The organism is Sideroxyarcus emersonii, assembly GCF_021654335.1.
Taxonomy (GTDB): domain Bacteria; phylum Pseudomonadota; class Gammaproteobacteria; order Burkholderiales; family Gallionellaceae; genus Sideroxyarcus; species Sideroxyarcus emersonii.
Map to the genome: position 1 here is coordinate 1,173,267 of NZ_AP023423.1, position 17,030 is coordinate 1,190,296.

At 59.3% G+C, this 17,030-nt stretch carries 17 protein-coding genes; 9 read left to right on the forward strand and 8 right to left on the reverse strand.

Features of this window, described 5'->3' with window-relative positions; genetic code table 11:
* Positions 1 to 7: 7 nt before the first annotated feature.
* The 6 genes from L6418_RS05710 to mutL form a co-directional block, all read right to left on the reverse strand.
* Entirely contained in the window at positions 8 to 469 is a 462-nt protein-coding gene (locus L6418_RS05710) for a toll/interleukin-1 receptor domain-containing protein (RefSeq protein ID WP_237248510.1), read from the reverse strand.
* Positions 470 to 501: 32 nt separating this feature from the next.
* Positions 502 to 624 carry a hypothetical protein gene (locus tag L6418_RS13450; RefSeq protein WP_269807833.1) on the reverse strand — a complete coding sequence of 41 codons (123 nt, stop codon included), beginning with the start codon at positions 622 to 624 and terminating at the stop codon, positions 502 to 504.
* A 54-nt stretch (positions 625 to 678) separates the two neighbouring features.
* Entirely contained in the window at positions 679 to 1,041 is a 363-nt protein-coding gene (locus L6418_RS05715) for a DUF86 domain-containing protein (protein ID WP_237248511.1), read from the reverse strand.
* On the reverse strand, positions 1,038 to 1,328 hold the full coding sequence (locus L6418_RS05720; protein ID WP_237248512.1) for a nucleotidyltransferase family protein: 291 nt from the start codon (positions 1,326 to 1,328) through the stop codon (positions 1,038 to 1,040). Before L6418_RS05720 ends, L6418_RS05715 begins: the two co-directional genes overlap by 4 nt.
* Before the next feature lie 230 nt (positions 1,329 to 1,558).
* A complete protein-coding gene (locus L6418_RS05725; protein WP_237248513.1) occupies positions 1,559 to 3,850 on the reverse strand; it encodes a bifunctional diguanylate cyclase/phosphodiesterase in 2,292 nt (763 codons plus the stop codon).
* Between the two features lie 12 nt (positions 3,851 to 3,862).
* Positions 3,863 to 5,647: a DNA mismatch repair endonuclease MutL gene (mutL, locus tag L6418_RS05730; protein ID WP_237248514.1), complete on the reverse strand. Its 1,785-nt coding sequence runs from the start codon at positions 5,645 to 5,647 to the stop codon at positions 3,863 to 3,865.
* A 184-nt stretch (positions 5,648 to 5,831) separates the two neighbouring features.
* On the opposite strand from mutL, the gene L6418_RS05735 reads away from it, so the two are divergent.
* From L6418_RS05735 to L6418_RS05770, 8 genes are all read left to right on the forward strand, one after another.
* Positions 5,832 to 6,407, forward strand: coding sequence for an energy transducer TonB (locus tag L6418_RS05735; protein ID WP_237248515.1), 576 nt, complete (start codon positions 5,832 to 5,834; stop codon positions 6,405 to 6,407).
* A complete protein-coding gene (locus L6418_RS05740; protein ID WP_237248516.1) occupies positions 6,404 to 7,060 on the forward strand; it encodes a MotA/TolQ/ExbB proton channel family protein in 657 nt (218 codons plus the stop codon). The genes L6418_RS05735 and L6418_RS05740 overlap by 4 nt, the downstream gene beginning before the upstream one ends.
* Positions 7,061 to 7,067: 7 nt before the next feature.
* Positions 7,068 to 7,478, forward strand: coding sequence for a biopolymer transporter ExbD (locus L6418_RS05745; protein WP_237248517.1), 411 nt, complete (start codon positions 7,068 to 7,070; stop codon positions 7,476 to 7,478).
* A gap of 81 nt (positions 7,479 to 7,559) precedes the next feature.
* A complete protein-coding gene (locus L6418_RS05750; RefSeq protein WP_237248518.1) occupies positions 7,560 to 7,706 on the forward strand; it encodes a hypothetical protein in 147 nt (48 codons plus the stop codon).
* A 163-nt stretch (positions 7,707 to 7,869) separates the two neighbouring features.
* Positions 7,870 to 8,994, forward strand: a complete 1,125-nt coding sequence (locus L6418_RS05755) for a Re/Si-specific NAD(P)(+) transhydrogenase subunit alpha (protein ID WP_237248519.1) — start codon at positions 7,870 to 7,872, stop codon at positions 8,992 to 8,994.
* Between the two features lie 10 nt (positions 8,995 to 9,004).
* Positions 9,005 to 9,298, forward strand: coding sequence for an NAD(P) transhydrogenase subunit alpha (locus L6418_RS05760; protein ID WP_237248520.1), 294 nt, complete (start codon positions 9,005 to 9,007; stop codon positions 9,296 to 9,298).
* A gap of 2 nt (positions 9,299 to 9,300) precedes the next feature.
* The gene (locus L6418_RS05765; protein WP_237248521.1) at positions 9,301 to 10,689 is read left to right on the forward strand and encodes an NAD(P)(+) transhydrogenase (Re/Si-specific) subunit beta; all 1,389 of its coding nucleotides are present in this window, start codon (positions 9,301 to 9,303) and stop codon (positions 10,687 to 10,689) included.
* Positions 10,690 to 10,739: 50 nt separating this feature from the next.
* Positions 10,740 to 13,628 carry an EAL domain-containing protein gene (locus L6418_RS05770; RefSeq protein ID WP_269807842.1) on the forward strand — a complete coding sequence of 963 codons (2,889 nt, stop codon included), beginning with the start codon at positions 10,740 to 10,742 and terminating at the stop codon, positions 13,626 to 13,628.
* On the opposite strand, the gene L6418_RS05775 is transcribed toward L6418_RS05770, so the two are convergent.
* A complete protein-coding gene (locus L6418_RS05775; RefSeq protein WP_269807834.1) occupies positions 13,603 to 15,960 on the reverse strand; it encodes a DNA internalization-related competence protein ComEC/Rec2 in 2,358 nt (785 codons plus the stop codon). The two genes, L6418_RS05770 and L6418_RS05775, sit on opposite strands and share 26 nt — an antisense overlap.
* A 36-nt stretch (positions 15,961 to 15,996) precedes the next feature.
* Between L6418_RS05775 and L6418_RS05780 the strand changes: the two genes are divergently transcribed.
* Positions 15,997 to 16,524 (forward strand): DUF2062 domain-containing protein, encoded by a 528-nt coding sequence (locus L6418_RS05780; RefSeq protein WP_237248524.1) that lies wholly within the window; start codon positions 15,997 to 15,999, stop codon positions 16,522 to 16,524.
* A 204-nt stretch (positions 16,525 to 16,728) separates the two neighbouring features.
* Here the strand turns inward: L6418_RS05780 and L6418_RS05785 are convergent, their stop codons facing one another.
* Positions 16,729 to 17,016 (reverse strand): hypothetical protein, encoded by a 288-nt coding sequence (locus tag L6418_RS05785; RefSeq protein WP_237248525.1) that lies wholly within the window; start codon positions 17,014 to 17,016, stop codon positions 16,729 to 16,731.
* Positions 17,017 to 17,030 lie beyond the last annotated feature (14 nt).

Genomic DNA, 17,030 nt, shown 5'->3' on the forward strand with positions numbered 1-17,030 from the left:
AACTTGGCTATTTTTTTGTAATTAAATAGAGAAATCCAAAAAACAAAGCGGCTACAACAACACCGGCCATGAAGTCATTGGAACGAACTGTTTGTGCGATTTTATGAAAGATAGGCTGAAGTGATTCGATATTCCCGTTACGCATATCCACTGCTTGTTGTTCTTTAGCCCATGCAGGAAGCTCTTCAGGCGAAATTTCCCAAATGACAGGAATTACGGTTTTTCCGGAAAAAATTGCAGCGCCAACTTCTTGTTGAACTGCAGGTGATTTGATGGCTGCCTTCGATGCTAAGAAGAGTACCCATTGGGAACTACGCATGTTTTTTATTATCTCCTCGGACCATTTTGCGCCAGGATCGATAGATAACTCAGCCATAAAAGTCTTTACGCCAGCCAAAGATAGCGAGGTGTGAATTTGTTGGGCAATTTGTGAATCTTTGGTCGAATAGCTAATAAAAACATCTGTCATAACTTGCCCCCAGAATTAATAATCAAACATTCTTACTTCCCTCGCATGAACATCGCATCCAACTCCGCCAGCTTCACTAGGAACCAGGTCGGCCGTCCGTGGTTGCACTGGTCAGCGCGTTCCGTCTGTTCCATCTCGCGCAGAATGGCGTTCATCTCGGGTAATGAGAGCTGCTGGTTGGCGCGCACGGCAGAATAGATCGAAAAGGGTTAGCTCGCTTGTTCGAGCAGCTTGCGGATTTGCTCATGCAATTCGTTCAAGTCGGTGTGTATGGTTTTCCAGACGATTTCCAGATCGACCTTGAAGTAGCCATGCGACACGCGGTTGCGCATGGTGTAGAGGACTGACCAGGGCACTTCCGGGTGGGCTGCGGCGAATAGTGCATGATGGCGTTCGATGTTGCGGGCGGCTTCGCCGATGATCTCGAAATTGCGGATGACGGCATCCTGAGTCTTCCTGTCTTTAAGGAAAGACACTTCGTTCATGTCCGCAACATACTCGTGGATACGTTCGATGGCCTCGACGATGTGACCGAGATAGTCCGGTATGCGCAGGACGTCCGCTTTGCTCATACCGCAACGGCTTCCGCCATCACTTGAGCGCGGAATTTATCGGGCAGCGCGTTTGGGGTCAGTACATCCACGCCGACATGGAGCAGTTGTTCAACCTCGATCTGGATTCTTGCAATATCCATCAGCGTGGTTTCAGCCGTCGGCTCGACCAGCAAATCAAGGTCGCTGTCTTCGGTGTCGCTTCCATGCAAAGTTGAGCCGAACACCCGCACATTGCGCACACGATGGCGCAAGGCGATCTCGCGGATCGCATCGCGGTGTGTTTGCAAGGCAAGTGAAGGGCGCATTTTCCGATGAGTTATCGTGTTGATTGGCCGGATTATATCTACAAGCTTTGGTGCGGTGTCTGGTTTTATATACCCGGATTGGGCACCTTGCTACCCAATTCGGGCAGGAGAGGTTGGCAATTTACTTTCCACGCATGAACATCGCATCCAGTTCCGCCAGCGTGACCTGGAACCAGGTCGGCCGGCCATAGTTGCACCGGCCGGCGAGTCATTCCATACGGTGCAGCCATTTATTCACCAGAAGCCGCTGATTGTTTTTCGAGCAGTTTTTCAAAATCCGCCGCAGGCACCGGTATGGAAAACAGGTAACCCTGCCCGTAGTCGCACCCCGCTTCCAGCAAGATGGCGCTTTGCCGTTCCGTTTCCACTCCTTCCGCAATGACCTGTATGCCGAGCTTGTGCGCCATGACGATGATTGCCTCGGATAGCGCAAGATCACTGGGGTCATTTTCGATATCGCGCACGAAGGATTGATCAATCTTCAGGAAATCTGCGTCGAACTTCTTCAGGTAGGAAAGGGAAGAATAGCCAGTGCCGAAGTCGTCTATGGATATCTGGATGCCCGCCGCACGGTATATGGCCAGCTGGGCGGCGATGAGCGGGTTTGAGTTCAGGATCAGGCTTTCTGTGATTTCGATCACGATGCATTCGCCGGGCAAGCCGATTTCCCAAAGATAATCGATCCACCCGTTCGCGTACGCAATGCTGTGAAACTGGACAGAAGACTTGTTGATGCTGATCTGTATGTTGCTCCTGAATTTGTCGCTCCATTGCTTTGCGCGCATCGCCGCTTCGCGGAAAACCCAATCCCCGATTTCGATGATCAGGCCGGATTCCTCGGCCAGCGGAATGAACTCGACCGGACTGATGGTTCCAAGTTCGGGATGTTCCCAGCGCAGCAATGCTTCGGCTTTTGCGATGCGCCCATCCTGCAGGCGGACGATAGGCTGGAACACCAGGCGCAGCTGGCCTTCGCTGACAGCCACACGAAGGTCATTGGTCAGCCTGCGGTGCAACAACGCAGTTTCCTGCATCGCGTTGGTGAAGAATTCGTAACGATCTCCACCCGCCTTCTTGGCTGAGAACATCGCCCGGTCGGCATTCTTGATCAATTCTCCCGCGTCTTCTGCGTCCGTTGGGAAATAGGCAATTCCGATGCTGGCCGAGATATATGCGCCCTCTCCATCCAGCTTGAAGGGCTCTCTCAGCTTTTGAACGATGGTTTCCGCGACGCGCACCACGTGTTCGGCATCCGGGAAATCGGGCAAGATGATCGAGAACTCGTCTCCCCCCGTTCGGGCCACCGTGTCCGCCATGCGCACACAGGGCATGATCCGGCTGGTGGCTTCGAGCAGCAGCAGGTCGCCATACGAATGGCCCAGCGTATCGTTCACTTCGTTGAACTTGTCCAGGTCGACGATGAGCAGCGCGATGCCAGAATGGTCGCGACGCTCCTTCTTGATTTCCTGTTCCAGCCGGTCACGGAACAATCTGCGGTTCGGCAACGAGGTTAGCGTGTCGTAGTTTGCATGCTTCCATGCCATTTCCTCGGCCCGCTTCTGGTCTGTGACGTCGGAGTAAAGGCCCACGTAACGGAATGGATTGCCCTGGTCATCGTGGATCGTATTGATGGTCAGCCACTTCAGATATTCCTCGCCATTCTTGCGCCGGTTGTATATTTCGCCCTGCCAATGACCAGATGTGGCGAGTGCCTCCCACATCTGCTTGTGGACAGAGCGGTCGTTGCGGCCAGAATTGAATTCCTGTGCGTTCATGGCGATGATTTCGTTGAGTTCGTATCCGCTCATTTTTTTAAAAGCCGCGTTGCATGCGACGACGATTCCATGCGTATCCGTAATGAGTACGGCATCGCCTATTGCCTGGTACACCATGCTGGCAATTTGAAGTTCATTAGTCAGCCTGATTGATTTGGTCAAGGTATCGTTGAGGTAGGTGGCGCTGCTGTTCACGCCATACAGATAGATCAGGGCAATAACACCGAATATCCAGTCAAACAATTGTGTGGCTGAAAGGAATGAAGCCAGAGCGACCGAAATGATCATGGGGGCAGCGTAAATCCGGTAAAGCCGGATGCGCGGTGCGAGTGTGGAAATTGCCGCGGCCGACATGGCTGCTGCTACAAGAGCTGCCAGGAAACGCTCGTTCGCGCTTGCGCCGAAACTGAAACCCAGGATTCCCATGGCCCACAATGCGCCCAAAGCCACAACCAGTATCGTGTATCGGCTCGACCAGGCTGTCGCGTCCACAGCGTGTGCGGCTTCATCATGAAAGAAGCGGCGCGCCATGCCCAGCCGAATTGTCGAAACGAGCAGGAGCGCCAGCCACCAGATGATCCAGATGGTGAAATGGTTTGACTGGATTGCGGCGGCGACCAGGATCAGGGAAGAAGATGCGGTCGCAATAAACCCGACACCGGAATTGCGGGAAATCAGGTGTAATTTCCGAATCAGGGTTTCCGACTCGACATCTGTTGTTTCATTGTTTTTTGCACTCGCTTTCAATGTGCTCCCCGATCATTTTCCGCGCATGAACATCGCATCCAGTTCCGCCAGCGTGACCTGGAACCAGGTCGGCCGGCCATGGTTGCACTGGTCGGCACGTTCGGTCTGTTCCATTTCGCGCAGGATGGCGTTCATCTCGGGAAGGCTAAGCTGCTGGTTGGCGCGCACGGCGGAATGGCAGGCCAGGGTGGCGAGCAGTTCGTTGCGCCGTTCGGTGAGTGCGCGGGATGCGCCGAAGTCGCGCAGTTCGTGCAGCACTTCGCGCGCGGCGGTCTCGGCATGCGATTGCTTGAGCATGGCGGGCATGGCGCGTACCGCCAGCGTGTTGGTGGAGATGGGAGCGATGTCGAAGCCGAGCTGGTGCAGCGCTTCCTGTTCTTCTTCGGCGGTAGCGATGTCCAGCGCTTCGGCAGTGAAGGTGACCGGGATCAGCAGCGGCTGGGTCGGCATCTGCTGCGCGTCGAAGGCGGTCTTCAGTCTTTCGTACACGATGCGTTCATGTGCGGCGTGCATGTCCACCACGATGAGGCCTTGCTGGTTCTGGGCAAGGATGTAGATGCCGGACAACTGTCCTAATGCGAATCCCAATGGATGAGTTTCCGGCTGCGGTATGGAGGCTTCCTGCTCGCGCACCACGGCAGCTTCTTCCCATAGTTTGTAGGCGGCTTGTGGCTGTGCTGCATTGAAAGCCATTGTCTGCTGCATCCCGTCATTCCGGCGAAAGCCGGAATCCAGCGCATTTTCCGGAAAACCGGACTCCGGCTTTCGCTGGGGTGACGAAGCGGGGTTGGCGGTTTCTTCAACGGCGGCCATCGGTGCACTCAACGCATCCTGCAACGCATGGAACACGAACTGGTGGATACCCTGGCTTTCGCGGAAGCGCACTTCGCTCTTGGCTGGGTGCACGTTCACGTCCACCTGTTCCGGTGGCATGTCGAGGAACAGCACGAAGGCCGGATGGCGCTGGTGGTGCAGGATGTCCTGATAGGCCTGGCGCACGGCGTGCATCAGCACCTTGTCGCGCACGAAACGGCCGTTGACGAAAAAATATTGCTCGTCGCGGGTGGAGCGCGAATAGGCGGGCAGGGCGGCGATGCCGTAGAGGTGCAGTGCGCCGATCTGGCGTTCCACATTGACGGCGTGCTGGCCGAATTCTGCGCCGAGGATGGCGGTGATGCGCTGTGCCAGGTCGTGCCTGGGCAGTTGCCAGATGCTCTTGCCGTTATGCTGCAGCGAGAACGCCACATCCGGCCGCGACAGCGCGATACGTTTGAAGGTTTCTTCGCACCAGGCGTATTCGGTACTCTCGCTCTTCAGGAACTTGCGCCGCGCGGGTGTATTGAAATACAGCTCGCGCATCTCGACGCTGGTGCCTTGCGGGTGTGCCGCAGGCGCGGCGCCGCTTTGCGTACCGTCCGCCGCCTCGATCTTCCAGGCATGGGCAGCGTTGGCGTTGCGGCTGGTCAGTGTGACTTGTGCCACGGCGGCCATGCTGGCCAGCGCCTCGCCGCGAAAACCCATGCTGGCGACGCGCTGCAGGTCGTCGAGCGAGGCGATCTTGCTGGTGGCATGGCGCATCAGCGCCAGCGGCAGTTGTTCCTTGGCGATGCCGCCGCCGTTGTCGCGTACCACCAGCCGTTTGATGCCGCCGGCCTCCAGTTGCACCGCGATGTCGGTGGCGCCGGCATCCAGGCTGTTTTCCAGCAACTCCTTCAGCGCCGAGGCTGGGCGTTCGATCACCTCGCCGGCGGCGATCTGGTTGATGAGCAGGTCGGGGAGTAACTGGATGGAAGACATGGGCAAGGATTATAGCGGATGGGCGGAGGCGTTCGTGCTCCGCATCTCGACGAATCTTCGCAGTCGACCATATTTGCGATTGGCCACCTTGTATTGGCACTGGTACGATATCGGTTATTGAATTCTGTCGAAATCCCCGATGGCTGCGCCCTGTCCCATTCCCTCTTTGCCGGAACGTTCTCCCATGTTGGAGCGGATGACGGTGGTCGGCCTGGTGGTCTTGCTGCATGGGCTGCTGATCGCGGCCTACTGGACGCATCCGGCAGCGCCGGCGGTGCAGGTCAACGAGATGTCGATCTCGTTTGCCAGCATGCAACTGCCGCAGGCCGAGGTTGCGCCGCGACCGAAGCCGATGCCCAAACCCGAACAACACGATGCCGTCGCGCTTCCTGTCCAAGCGCCTGCAGTGAAGGAGCCGCCGCAGCCTGCCGTGCAGGATGTCACCCCGCCTTCCCCGGTGGTGCTGGATGCGGAGCCGGATTATCGGGCCGACTATCTCAACAACCCGCGCCCGCCGTATCCGCTGCTGGCCAGGCGGATGGGATATCACGGCAAGGTGGTCCTGAATGTCGAAGTGCTGGCAGAGGGCAAGGCTGGCCAGGTCTTGCTGCATCAAAGCTGCGGTCACGAGATGCTGGACAATGCTGCGCTGCAGACGGTGAGAATGTGGCGCTTTACGCCCGCACGCCGTCTGGGGCAGCCGGTGACGCAATGGTTCCTGGTCCCGATCAAGTTCTCGTTAGAGGGTAATGCCGAATGAACAATCTGTTTCCAGTCAACTCGCCCATCGTCTCGGCGACCCTGGCGTTGCTGATCCTGTTGTCGATCGTGACGTGGTCCATCGCCTTGTTCAAATTGTGGAAGCAGTGGCAGGCAAAGCAGCATGACCGGGAGTTCAACGAACGCTTCTGGGCGGTACGCGAGTGGGGCGAGGCGGAGAAGGTCGCCCATGGCAGCCGGGGCGATATCGCCCGTCTGGCACAAGCCGGATTTGCCGAACTGCGCGCGCTGGATGCGACGCAGCAGGACCTGAAGCATCTGGGGGCGCCGCACGATGTGCTGGAACGCATGTTGCGCCAGCAGTTGCAGAATATCCAGCGCTACCACGAGCGCGGTCTGGCGGAACTGGCGACCATCGGCTCCACGGCTCCCTTCGTCGGGCTGTTCGGCACGGTGTGGGGCATCATGCATGCGCTGCAGGACATCGGCAAAAGCGGCTCCGCCTCGCTGGATGTGGTGGCCGGCCCCATCGGCGAGGCACTGATCGCCACCGCGATCGGCATCGCCACGGCATTGCCTGCCGTGCTGGCCTACAACTTCTTCCTGCGCCGTCTCAAGGTCCACGTGACCGATCTGGAAAATTTTGCCCACGATTTCCTGCGCCTCGCGCAGAAGCACGACTACAAACTGTGAGGTGATCATGGCATTCGGCAACTCATTCCAGGAAGACAGCATGATGAGCGAGATCAACGTCACGCCGCTGGTCGACGTCATGCTGGTGTTGCTCGTGGTGTTCATCGTCACCGCCCCCTTGCTGGCGCCGCAATCGCTCAAGGTCAGCCTGCCCAGAACAGAAGCGGTGGCGCATGACGACAAGCTGCAGAAAATCAGCCTGGCCATCGATGCTCGTGGCGATGTCTCGCTTGAATCTGCGCACCTGAGCGACCAGGGGTTGGCGGAGTTGTTGAAAAGCCGCGCCGGCGATCCGCAATTCCAGCTGCAGATCCAGGCGGACGAAGCCGTGAATTACGGCCGCGTGGCCCAGGTCATGGCGATGGCGCAGAAGGCGGGCGTGACCAGGCTTTCTTTCTTGACGGTAACGGGCAAATAAGCGCAGGATGGGAACGTTGTTTCGTGGTGGCCAGACAGGTGTGCCGGGCCGCGTATGTCAGTGTATGAATCAAGGAGATCGATGATGAAGAAAGCAGTGATCGCAATGCTGGTAGTGTTCGGTGTTTCCATTTCTGGTGGCGTGTTCGCCTGTGACGGTAGCCAGCACGGCAAGGCCAAATCGGGTACCAGCGCACCGGCCACCCCGGCGCCAGCACCGGCAAAATAATCCGGGCAAACAACCACATCGACGGGGCCTGGGGAACCGGGTCCCGTTTTGTTTGTGCGCCAACAATGCAGTGCGACTGGGCAACAAGCTCGTATATAATCGCGGCCGAATAAATTCGCCGATTTTTGGGCGTTTGGCAGCAGCACGTTAACAGGAGGGCTTCATGCGTATAGGGATTCCTGCGGAAATTCATGCAGGCGAGACACGGGTCGCGGCTACGCCGGAAACGGTGAAGAAGATGCTGGCGGCCGGCCATCAGGTTACGGTTCAGACGGGGGCCGGAGCGGGTGCGAGCATCCCCGATGCCGAATTCGAGGCAGCCGGCGCAAAACTGGCGGGTGCATCGGACATCTATGCGCAGTCGGAGATCGTGCTCAAGGTCAGGGCGCCCGCTGCCGACGAGCTTGCCCGGATGAACAAGGGCGCCGTATTGATCGGACTGCTTGCTCCGCACCAGGCGGATCAGGTGGCTGCCTATGCAAAACAGGGTATCGCCGCCTTTGCCATGGAGCGGTTGCCTCGCACCTCGCGCGCGCAAGCCATGGATGTGCTGTCGTCGCAGGCCAATATTGCCGGCTACAAGGCGGTGATCGTCGCGGCGAGCCTCTATAAACGTTTCTTCCCCATGCTGATGACGGCTGCCGGTACGGTCAAGGCCGCGCGCGTGGTGGTGCTGGGGGTTGGCGTGGCCGGTTTGCAGGCCATCGCTACGGCAAAACGTCTGGGGGCGGTGATCGAGGCGTCCGATGTGCGCCCGGCTGTGAAGGAGCAGGTGGAGTCGCTGGGGGCGAAATTCATCGACGTGCCTTATGAGACCGATGAAGAGCGCGAAGCCGCGCAAGGGGTGGGCGGCTATGCCAAGCCGATGCCGCAGAGCTGGATGGATCGCCAGAAGGCGGAGGTCGCCAAACGAGTGGCGCTGGCCGATGTGGTCATCACCACGGCACTGATTCCGGGGCGTCCCGCACCGGTGCTGGTCACCGAAGAGATGGTCAAATCGATGAAGCCGGGATCGGTGATCGTGGACCTGGCTGCGGAGGCAGGCGGCAATTGCCCGCTCACCGAGCTCAACAAGACGGTGGTGAAGCACGGGGTGACGCTGGTCGGGGATCCCAACCTGGCGGGCTCGGTGGCGGCGGACGCATCGGCGCTGTATGCGCGCAACCTGCTCAATTTCCTCAACCTGTTGTGCGACCCCAAGAATGGCGGCGCCATCAACATCAATCGTGAAGACGACATCATCGCCGGTTCGCTGATCGCGATCGACGGCTCGGTCGTTACCAAATAAGGAGCATGCAATGAGTGGAGTGGATCCCGTTGTTCTCAACCTCACCGTGTTCATACTGGCGATCTTCGTCGGTTACCACGTGGTATGGAACGTTACCCCGGCGCTGCATACGCCGCTGATGGCCGTGACCAATGCGGTGTCCGGCATCATCATCGTCGGTGCGATGCTGGCTGCCGGCCCCAAGGAACTCGATGTCGGCACCGTGCTGGGATTGGTCGCGGTGATGCTGGCGGCTGTCAACGTGTTCGGCGGCTTCCTGGTGACCCAGCGCATGCTGGACATGTTCAAGAAGAAAGGTAAATAAGCATGTCTGCAAATTCCGTTGCACTGGCCTATCTTGTTGCGGCTGTCCTGTTCATCCTGACGCTGAAAGGGCTGAGCTCGCCGATTTCGGCACGGCGCGGCAACATGTTCGGCATGATCGGCATGGCGATCGCCGTGCTGACCACGTTGAGCCTGACGCATAACTGGGTCTACATCCTGATCGCGATTGCCGTCGGCGGCAGCATCGGCGCGGTGGTTGCCAAGCGCATCGAAATGACTGCGATGCCGGAACTGGTGGCGGCGATGCACTCGCTGGTCGGCCTGGCGGCAGTGCTGATCGCGATGTCCGCGTTCAACAATCCGGTCGCTTACGGCATCGCGCTGCCGGGCGAGATGCTGCATGCCAGCAATCGCATCGAATTGTTCATTGGTACTTTTGTCGGTGCGATCACCTTTACCGGTTCCATCATCGCTTTCGGCAAATTGTCCGGGCGCCTGTCCGGCAAGCCGGTGCGTTTCGCCGGCCAGCACTGGCTGAACCTGGGGCTGGGGCTTGCCGCGATCGGCTTCGGCGTGGTGTTCTTCATGAATCCGGGCTGGACGCCATTCCTGCTGATGACCGCGATCGCCTTGCTGCTCGGCGTATTGATCATCATCCCGATCGGCGGTGCCGACATGCCGGTGGTGGTGTCGATGCTGAACTCCTATTCCGGCTGGGCGGCGGCAGGCATCGGTTTCACCCTCAACAACAACATGCTGATCATCGCCGGTTCGCTGGTGGGCAGCTCGGGTGCGATCCTCTCCTACATCATGTGCAAGGCGATGAACCGTGCGTTCCTCAACGTGATCCTCGGCGGCTTCGGCGGCGAGGGCGCGGTGGCGGAGAGCGGCGATGCGGTGCAGCGGACTTACCGTAGCGGCAGCGCCGAAGATGCAGGGTTCCTGATGAGCAATGCCAGCTCCGTCATCATCGTCCCCGGCTATGGCCTGGCGGTGGCGCGTGCGCAGCATGCCATCAACGAGATGTCGCATTTGCTGACCGAAAAAGGCGTGAACGTCCGTTACGCCATCCATCCGGTGGCCGGACGCATGCCTGGCCACATGAACGTGCTGCTGGCCGAGGCGGAAGTGCCTTACGACCAGGTCGTGGAGATGGACGAGATCAACAACGAGTTCGCCGATACCGATGTGGTGCTGGTGATCGGCGCCAACGACGTGGTGAATCCTGCGGCCAAGAACGACAAATCCAGCCCGATTTACGGCATGCCCATCCTCGAGGCGCACAAGGCGCGCACCGTGCTGGTGGTCAAGCGCTCCATGGCAACCGGTTATGCGGGCCTGGATAACGACCTGTTCTATCTGGACAAGACCATGATGATCTTCGGCGATGCGAAGAAGGTCGTCGAAGACATCATCAAGGCACTCAGCTGATACACCAACCTCGCTTCGTTGCCGGTTACAACCGTACTGTCGTACTGCATATCGCGGTACTCAGTGCGGTTTATTTTTTTGCCGCGCAGATCGGCCTGGCACTGGCGCTGGTGCACGATACCGTCACGCTGTTCTGGCCGCCCGCCGGGATTGCGCTGGCCGCCTTGCTGCTATTCGGCTGGCGGCTGTTTCCGGCGATCGCGATCGGCGAGTTCTTCGCCACGTTGTGGATCGGCCTGCCGCTGTCGCATGTGTGCGCGATTGCCTGCGGCAATGCCCTGAGCGGGTTGCTGGGCTATTACCTGCTGCGCCATCGTTGCGGTTTCGACCAGCGCCTGCATACCTTGCGCGACGTGGCGCAGTTGTTCGTGCTGGGGGCGCTGCTCAGCACCCTGGTGGCGGCGCTCAATGGCGCATGGTGGATCAAGCTGGCGACCGGGGGATCGTGGCAGGATTTCCTGCATACCGCGCAGTACTGGTGGATGGGCGATGCGCTGGGCGTTTCGCTGTTTACCGTGACCATCCTCGCCTGGGCTCGTGGCGAGCCCTTTGCCTGGACGGCGGAACGCATGCGCCGCGCTGCGCTGATCGCCGTCGTGCTGCTGATCGCCTGCTGGATATTGTTCCTTGACCTGCCTGGCCGGATGCTGGAATTCGGCCTGTTTTTCCCGCTGCTGATCTGGATCGCCTTGAATTTCGACCTGCGTTGCGTCAGCGGGGCGTTGTTGCTGATCTTCCTCAGTTCGATACTGGGCCTGCTGGTACTCAATGATCTGCGTGCCGCCAATATGGAAGAGCTGGTCAATTTCGTCTGGCTGTACAACCTGCTGCTCGGCCTGACTTCGCTCAGTGTGGGGGTGTTGAACGCACAGCGCAACCGCACCGAACTGGCGCTGCTGGACAGCAAGGCCAGCCTCAGCGCCATGCTGGACAACATACCTTACCTGGCATGGCTGAAAGACCAGGAAGGGCGTTTCGTCGCAGTCAACCAGGCGTTCCTCAGGAGTACCGGACGTGCAGAGATGGACGAGGTGTTGGGCAAGACGGACTACGACCTGTGGCCTGCAGAGCTGGCAGCAAAGTACCGGGCGAACGATTTGGAGGTCGTGCGCAGCCGGCGCCAGAACCTGGTGGAAGAGATATCGCTGGATAACGGTCGCGAAAATTGGGTCGAAACTTTCAAGGCGCCCATCATCGGCAAGAGCGGCGAGCCGATCGGCACCACCGGGTTCGCCCGCGACATCAGTCAGCGCAAGAAAGAGGAAGCTGCGCTGCGCCTGGCGGCAAGGGTGTTCGAAAGCAGCGGCGAGGCCATCCTGATCACCGACGAACGGGCCAACGTCGTTGCCGTGAACCATGCGTTCATCGCGATGAGCGGATACCGTTCCGAAGAGATCGTGGGCAAGAACCCGCGCATGCTGGCATCAGGCCGTCACGACGCCGAGTTCTATCGCGTCATGTGGGATGAGATCAACAACCATGGCTACTGGCAGGGCGAGATCTGGGATCGGCACAAGAGCGGACGAGTCTATCCGAAATGGATGTCGATCACTGCGGTGCGCGACCAGCACGGCGAAGTGGTGAACTACATCTCCATCGCGCGAGACACCACGGAGCAGACGGAGGCGGAAAAGAACATCCATTTCCTTGCCTACTACGATGTGCTGACCGGACTTCCCAACCGCACCTTGCTGCGCGACCGCCTGGGACAGATGATCGCCATCTCGCACCGCGACAAGCAGCAGTTCGCGCTGATGTTCCTGGATCTGGACCGGTTCAAATACATCAACGACTCGATGGGGCATTCGGTCGGCGACCGCCTGTTGCAGTCGGTCGCCCTGCGCATCCAGGAATGCGTGCGCGAAGGCGACACGGTCGCGCGCCTCGGGGGCGACGAGTTCATCGTGCTGCTGCGCGAAGCGGGCGAGAGCGCGGCTTCGCTGGTGGCGCAGAAGCTTTTATCGGCCTTGGCGGCACCTTACGATCTGGATGGGCAGGTCATTTCCACGCAGGCCAGCATCGGCATCAGCATCTATCCGGATCATTCGCAGGACGCCGATACGCTGATCAAGAATGCCGATATGGCGATGTACCGCGCCAAGGAAGAAGGGCGCAACAATTCGCAAATCTTCGCACCGGAAATGAATTTCCGTGTCGACCTGCTGTTCTCCATGGAAAAGGACCTGCGCCTGGCGCTGGAGCGCGGCGAGCTGTTCCTGCAATACCAGCCGCAGGCCGACCTGGCGAGCGGCACCTTGCGCGGCATCGAGGCGCTGATCCGCTGGCAGCATCCGGTCAAGGGACTGGTCTCGCCGGCCGAATTCATCCCGGTGGCGGAAGAGACGGGGCAGATCACCGCGATCGGCGAATGGGTGCTGCGCACCGCCTGCACGCAGATGGCGGAATGGCGCAAGGCCGGACTGCCGGACCTGAGCATGGCGGTGAACCTGTCGATCCGCCAGCTGCGCCAGCCGATACTGGGGGATATGGTCAGGTCGATATTGCAGGAGACCGGCCTGGAACCCCGTTGCCTTGAACTGGAGATCACGGAAGGCATCATGATGGGCGATAACCAGGTGGCGATGCGTTTTCTGAACGAGATGCAGGCGCTGGGGGTGCAGTTGTCCATCGACGATTTCGGCACCGGTTTTTCCAGCCTGAATTACCTGAAGATGCTGCCGGTGAACAAGCTCAAGATCGATCAGTCGTTCATTCGCGACATCGAGACCGACGAGGGCGATGCCGCCATCATCCGCTCCATCATCAGCCTGGGGCATCGACTCAATCTGCGTGTGATCGCCGAAGGCGTGGAGACGCAGGAGCAGCTGGATTTCCTGCGCATACGCGGTTGCGACGAGATACAGGGCTATTTCTATGCGCGGCCGCTGGCGGCCGATGCCGTTATGGCGTTCGTCAGGAACCCGCCACGGCTGGCCTGATCCCTTGCTGCCAGTAGCGGGCGTGGCTGGCGCGATAGCGTTCCACCTTGAAGTCCTGCGCATCCATGCTGATGCTGACCGCGCCATCCTCATCCGAACGCAGGATCTGGCTGCCCGCCGCGCGATAGCGTTCCACGATCTCGTCTTTGGGATGTCCGAACCGGTTGAGGTAGCCTGAGGTGAACATCGCATAACGCGGATGTACCGCATCCACGAACGCCGGCGAGGACGAGCTCTTGCTGCCGTGATGCGGGACGACCAGGAATGTGGCGGGCAGGGCGTCCGGATGAAGCTTCAGCAGTCGCGACTCGGAAAGTTTCTCGATGTCGGCGGTGAGCAATACGCTATGTTGCCCGGTACCGATGCGCAGCACACAGCTGCGTTCGTTGTCGTGCTCGGCTGCTTGCACTGCATGCGCGGCGGCCGGGTGGAGCATCTCGAAGCGCACGCCGTCCCACTCCCACGATTGTCCATCCGCACATGCCTCGTTATGGGCGGCGAACTGAAGCTCGGGATGGCGATTCGGCAACGACGAGACGACATTGGTGACCGGGATGCCAAGCAATACGGATTTGGTTCCGCCTATGTGGTCGACATCGTCATGCGACAGCACGAGCGTATCCAGCTGCGCGATCCCCATGCCGCGCAAGGCGGGGAGCAGGATACGGCTGCCGCTGTCCGCTTCGCCGGAGAAATCGGGCCCGGTGTCGTAGAGCAGCGCATGGGCATGCGTCTGCACCGAAACGGACAAACCCTGTCCCACGTCGAACACGACCAGCCGGGCGCTGCCTGCCGCTGGCTGCTGCGGCGCGACCAGGAACATCGGCAGCAACAGCAAAGCACCCAGCGGGCGCATGGGGAAGCCGCGTGGAGCGAGCATCCACAGTGCGCCGCCGATGCCGGCAACGACGGTCCAGGCAGGCGGTGCATGTTGCGCCCACACTACATAGGGCAGCTGGTCCAGCATCTGGAGCAGGTACATGCACAAGACCATGGCCTCGTGCGCGACGTAAAGCATCCATTCGAACGGCGGCAGGGTGCCGAGCAGGGTGAGCGGCACCACCACGAAACTCACCAGCGGGATGGCGAAGGCGTTGGCGACCGGTGCGACCAGCGAGAGCTGCTGGAACAGTGCGAGCAGCGGGGGAATCAACCCGATCATCATCGCCCATTGCACCTTGCCGTATTCTTTCAGCCAGTGCTGTTTCTTCAGGCGGTTGCCGGTAACATAGAAAATCAAGGCGACTGCGCCGAACGACAGCCAGAATCCCGGCGACAATACCGACCACGGATCGGCCAGCAATACCACCATCAGTGCTGCGGACAGCAGTTGCGACAATGAAAAGGTGCGCGAGAGCAGCAGCATCGCGGTGCAGGTCGCCACCATGTACAGCGTGCGTTGCGCCGGGACTTCATAGCCGGACACCAGCGTGTAGAAGAGCGCTGCGGCCAGTCCTGCCAGTGCGGCGGCCTTGCGCGCGGGGAACCACAGCGTAAGGCGGGTGCTGCGCCGCCACACCCAGAAGGTGATGGCGAAGACCAGGCCGGCAAGCATCGTGATATGCAGGCCCGAGATGCTCATCAGGTGGTTGACGCCGGTGCGTGTGAACAACAGCCATTCGTCCTGCGAGATGCCGGACTGGTCGCCAACGGCCAGAGCCGCCAGCACCCCTGCATATGGCGCTTCGCCCAGCGTTTTCTGGAAATGGGAACGTACAGTCTCGCGCAGGTGTTGCACCAGATAGGCCGGGCTGGAGGTTTGTTCCGCCAGTATCCGGTTGTCGCCTTTGGCATAGACATAGCCGATGGCGCGGATGTTGCGTTCCAGGGCCCAGGCCTCGAAATCGAAGTTGTACGGATTGCTGGAGCCATGCGGCTGTTTCAGGCGCACGCTGAGTTGCCAGCGTTCGCCCGCATTCAATTCCAGCGGGTCGTTGCTGTCCTCGTCGTAGGTGGATAGCTGGATATGGCGCGGGACATGCGCCCCCGCTGTCTGCACACCATCCACATCGAACGCGAAACGCAGGCCGCGTTCATGTTCACGGGGCATCTCGGCGACCACGCCGGTGATCACGATGTTCTTTCCCTGCCATTCGTCGGGCAGCTGATCCGACAGGCGGAGCTGCGCTATCCAGGCGGAATAGCAGAAACCCAATAGCGCAGCGCACAACAGCACGGCGGTACGGCGGGCAAAGGCCAGCTCCTTGCGTTGTGCACGCGGAAGCAGCAATACGAGCGCGGCAAGAGGCCAATAGACGGGGAGTACGGGTAATGCGGCTTGCTGCTGCAGATACCAAACGCCAAGGGTGAAAAAAAGTGAGAACGCAACCATAGTGCATAGCGTACCGCAAAAACATAGAATCCACCCATGCGAAGATACTTCCGCGAACGATTGCCCGACCACGACACCATCCGGCGCATGCGCTGGCTGCGACCCGTGCAGCATTGGCTGCATCACCCCAACCTGTGGCACCTGCATCGGCGCTCGGTGGCTGGCGGTGTGGCGATCGGTCTGTTCTGCGGGCTGATCCCGGGGCCGCTGCAGATCATCTCTGCCATGCTGTTGGCGGTGCTGTTTCGCGTCAACCTGCCGGTGTCGGCCTTTACCACGCTGTACACCAACCCGTTCACCATCGTGCCTTTGTATCTGCTGGCCTATGAGATCGGCGTCTGGGTGAGCGGCTCATCGCATGTTGCTGCGGTACCCGCTTTTCCGGAATTGCATTGGAACGATGGATTTTCTCAACTGTGGGCCTGGTTGGTGGCGCTGGGCAAACCCTTGCTGGTCGGCCTGCCGTTGCTGGCGGTTGCCCTTGCGTTCATCGGTTACGTCGCGGTGCGTCTGGTCTGGCGCCTGTTTGTAGTATGGAAATGGCGCAGGCGGCATGGCCGATAACCCGGAACTTTTATCAACTACTACGGTCTTATTTTGTGTTCTGCTGATGTCGGCAGGACATCAACTTGAGAGGTGTCAGATGAAAAAAGCATATCAAGAGGCAGCGAAGTTCGTACGTTGGGTGGTGGCGGCCGTCATGGCATTCATCGTTGCATTGCCGGTATTCACTTCCATCGGCGCTGCCAGTTAAGTTGGGTAGGAATTTCACATGCCCCGGAGCGTATGTTCCGGGGCATTTTCATGCCGGAATTCTGCATGGACAAGCAGGCCAGTCTTGAAATGAAAGCGGGCAATATCCGGGAACTTCCATCGGCTATTAAAGTCGGATGGTTTGCCACTGATTGAGTGGCTTTCTGGATATTGCATTAAAGCGGAAAGGTGTGAAATGAAACGAACATATGAAGATGTGACTGAATTTATTCGATGGGGGATTATCGATGTGGTCATGGCCATCATTGCATTGCCGGTCTTCACGTCGGTCGTATCTTCCATCTAGCATTCCATGA

Excerpts from the sequence above, each read along its gene's own strand:
- L6418_RS05710 (WP_237248510.1), bottom strand. The coding sequence starts at position 469 with ATGACAGATGTTTTTATTAGCTATTCGACCAAAGATTCACAAATTGCC.
- L6418_RS13450 (WP_269807833.1), bottom strand. The coding sequence starts at position 624 with ATGAACGCCATTCTGCGCGAGATGGAACAGACGGAACGCGCTGACCAG.
- L6418_RS05715 (WP_237248511.1), bottom strand. The coding sequence starts at position 1,041 with ATGAGCAAAGCGGACGTCCTGCGCATACCGGACTATCTCGGTCACATC.
- L6418_RS05720 (WP_237248512.1), bottom strand. The coding sequence starts at position 1,328 with ATGCGCCCTTCACTTGCCTTGCAAACACACCGCGATGCGATCCGCGAG.
- mutL (WP_237248514.1), bottom strand. The coding sequence starts at position 5,647 with ATGTCTTCCATCCAGTTACTCCCCGACCTGCTCATCAACCAGATCGCC.
- L6418_RS05735 (WP_237248515.1), top strand. The coding sequence starts at position 5,832 with ATGTTGGAGCGGATGACGGTGGTCGGCCTGGTGGTCTTGCTGCATGGG.
- L6418_RS05740 (WP_237248516.1), top strand. The coding sequence starts at position 6,404 with ATGAACAATCTGTTTCCAGTCAACTCGCCCATCGTCTCGGCGACCCTG.
- L6418_RS05745 (WP_237248517.1), top strand. The coding sequence starts at position 7,068 with ATGGCATTCGGCAACTCATTCCAGGAAGACAGCATGATGAGCGAGATC.
- L6418_RS05750 (WP_237248518.1), top strand. The coding sequence starts at position 7,560 with ATGATGAAGAAAGCAGTGATCGCAATGCTGGTAGTGTTCGGTGTTTCC.
- L6418_RS05755 (WP_237248519.1), top strand. The coding sequence starts at position 7,870 with ATGCGTATAGGGATTCCTGCGGAAATTCATGCAGGCGAGACACGGGTC.
- L6418_RS05760 (WP_237248520.1), top strand. The coding sequence starts at position 9,005 with ATGAGTGGAGTGGATCCCGTTGTTCTCAACCTCACCGTGTTCATACTG.
- L6418_RS05765 (WP_237248521.1), top strand. The coding sequence starts at position 9,301 with ATGTCTGCAAATTCCGTTGCACTGGCCTATCTTGTTGCGGCTGTCCTG.
- L6418_RS05775 (WP_269807834.1), bottom strand. The coding sequence starts at position 15,960 with ATGGTTGCGTTCTCACTTTTTTTCACCCTTGGCGTTTGGTATCTGCAG.
- L6418_RS05780 (WP_237248524.1), top strand. The coding sequence starts at position 15,997 with ATGCGAAGATACTTCCGCGAACGATTGCCCGACCACGACACCATCCGG.
- L6418_RS05785 (WP_237248525.1), bottom strand. The coding sequence starts at position 17,016 with ATGGAAGATACGACCGACGTGAAGACCGGCAATGCAATGATGGCCATG.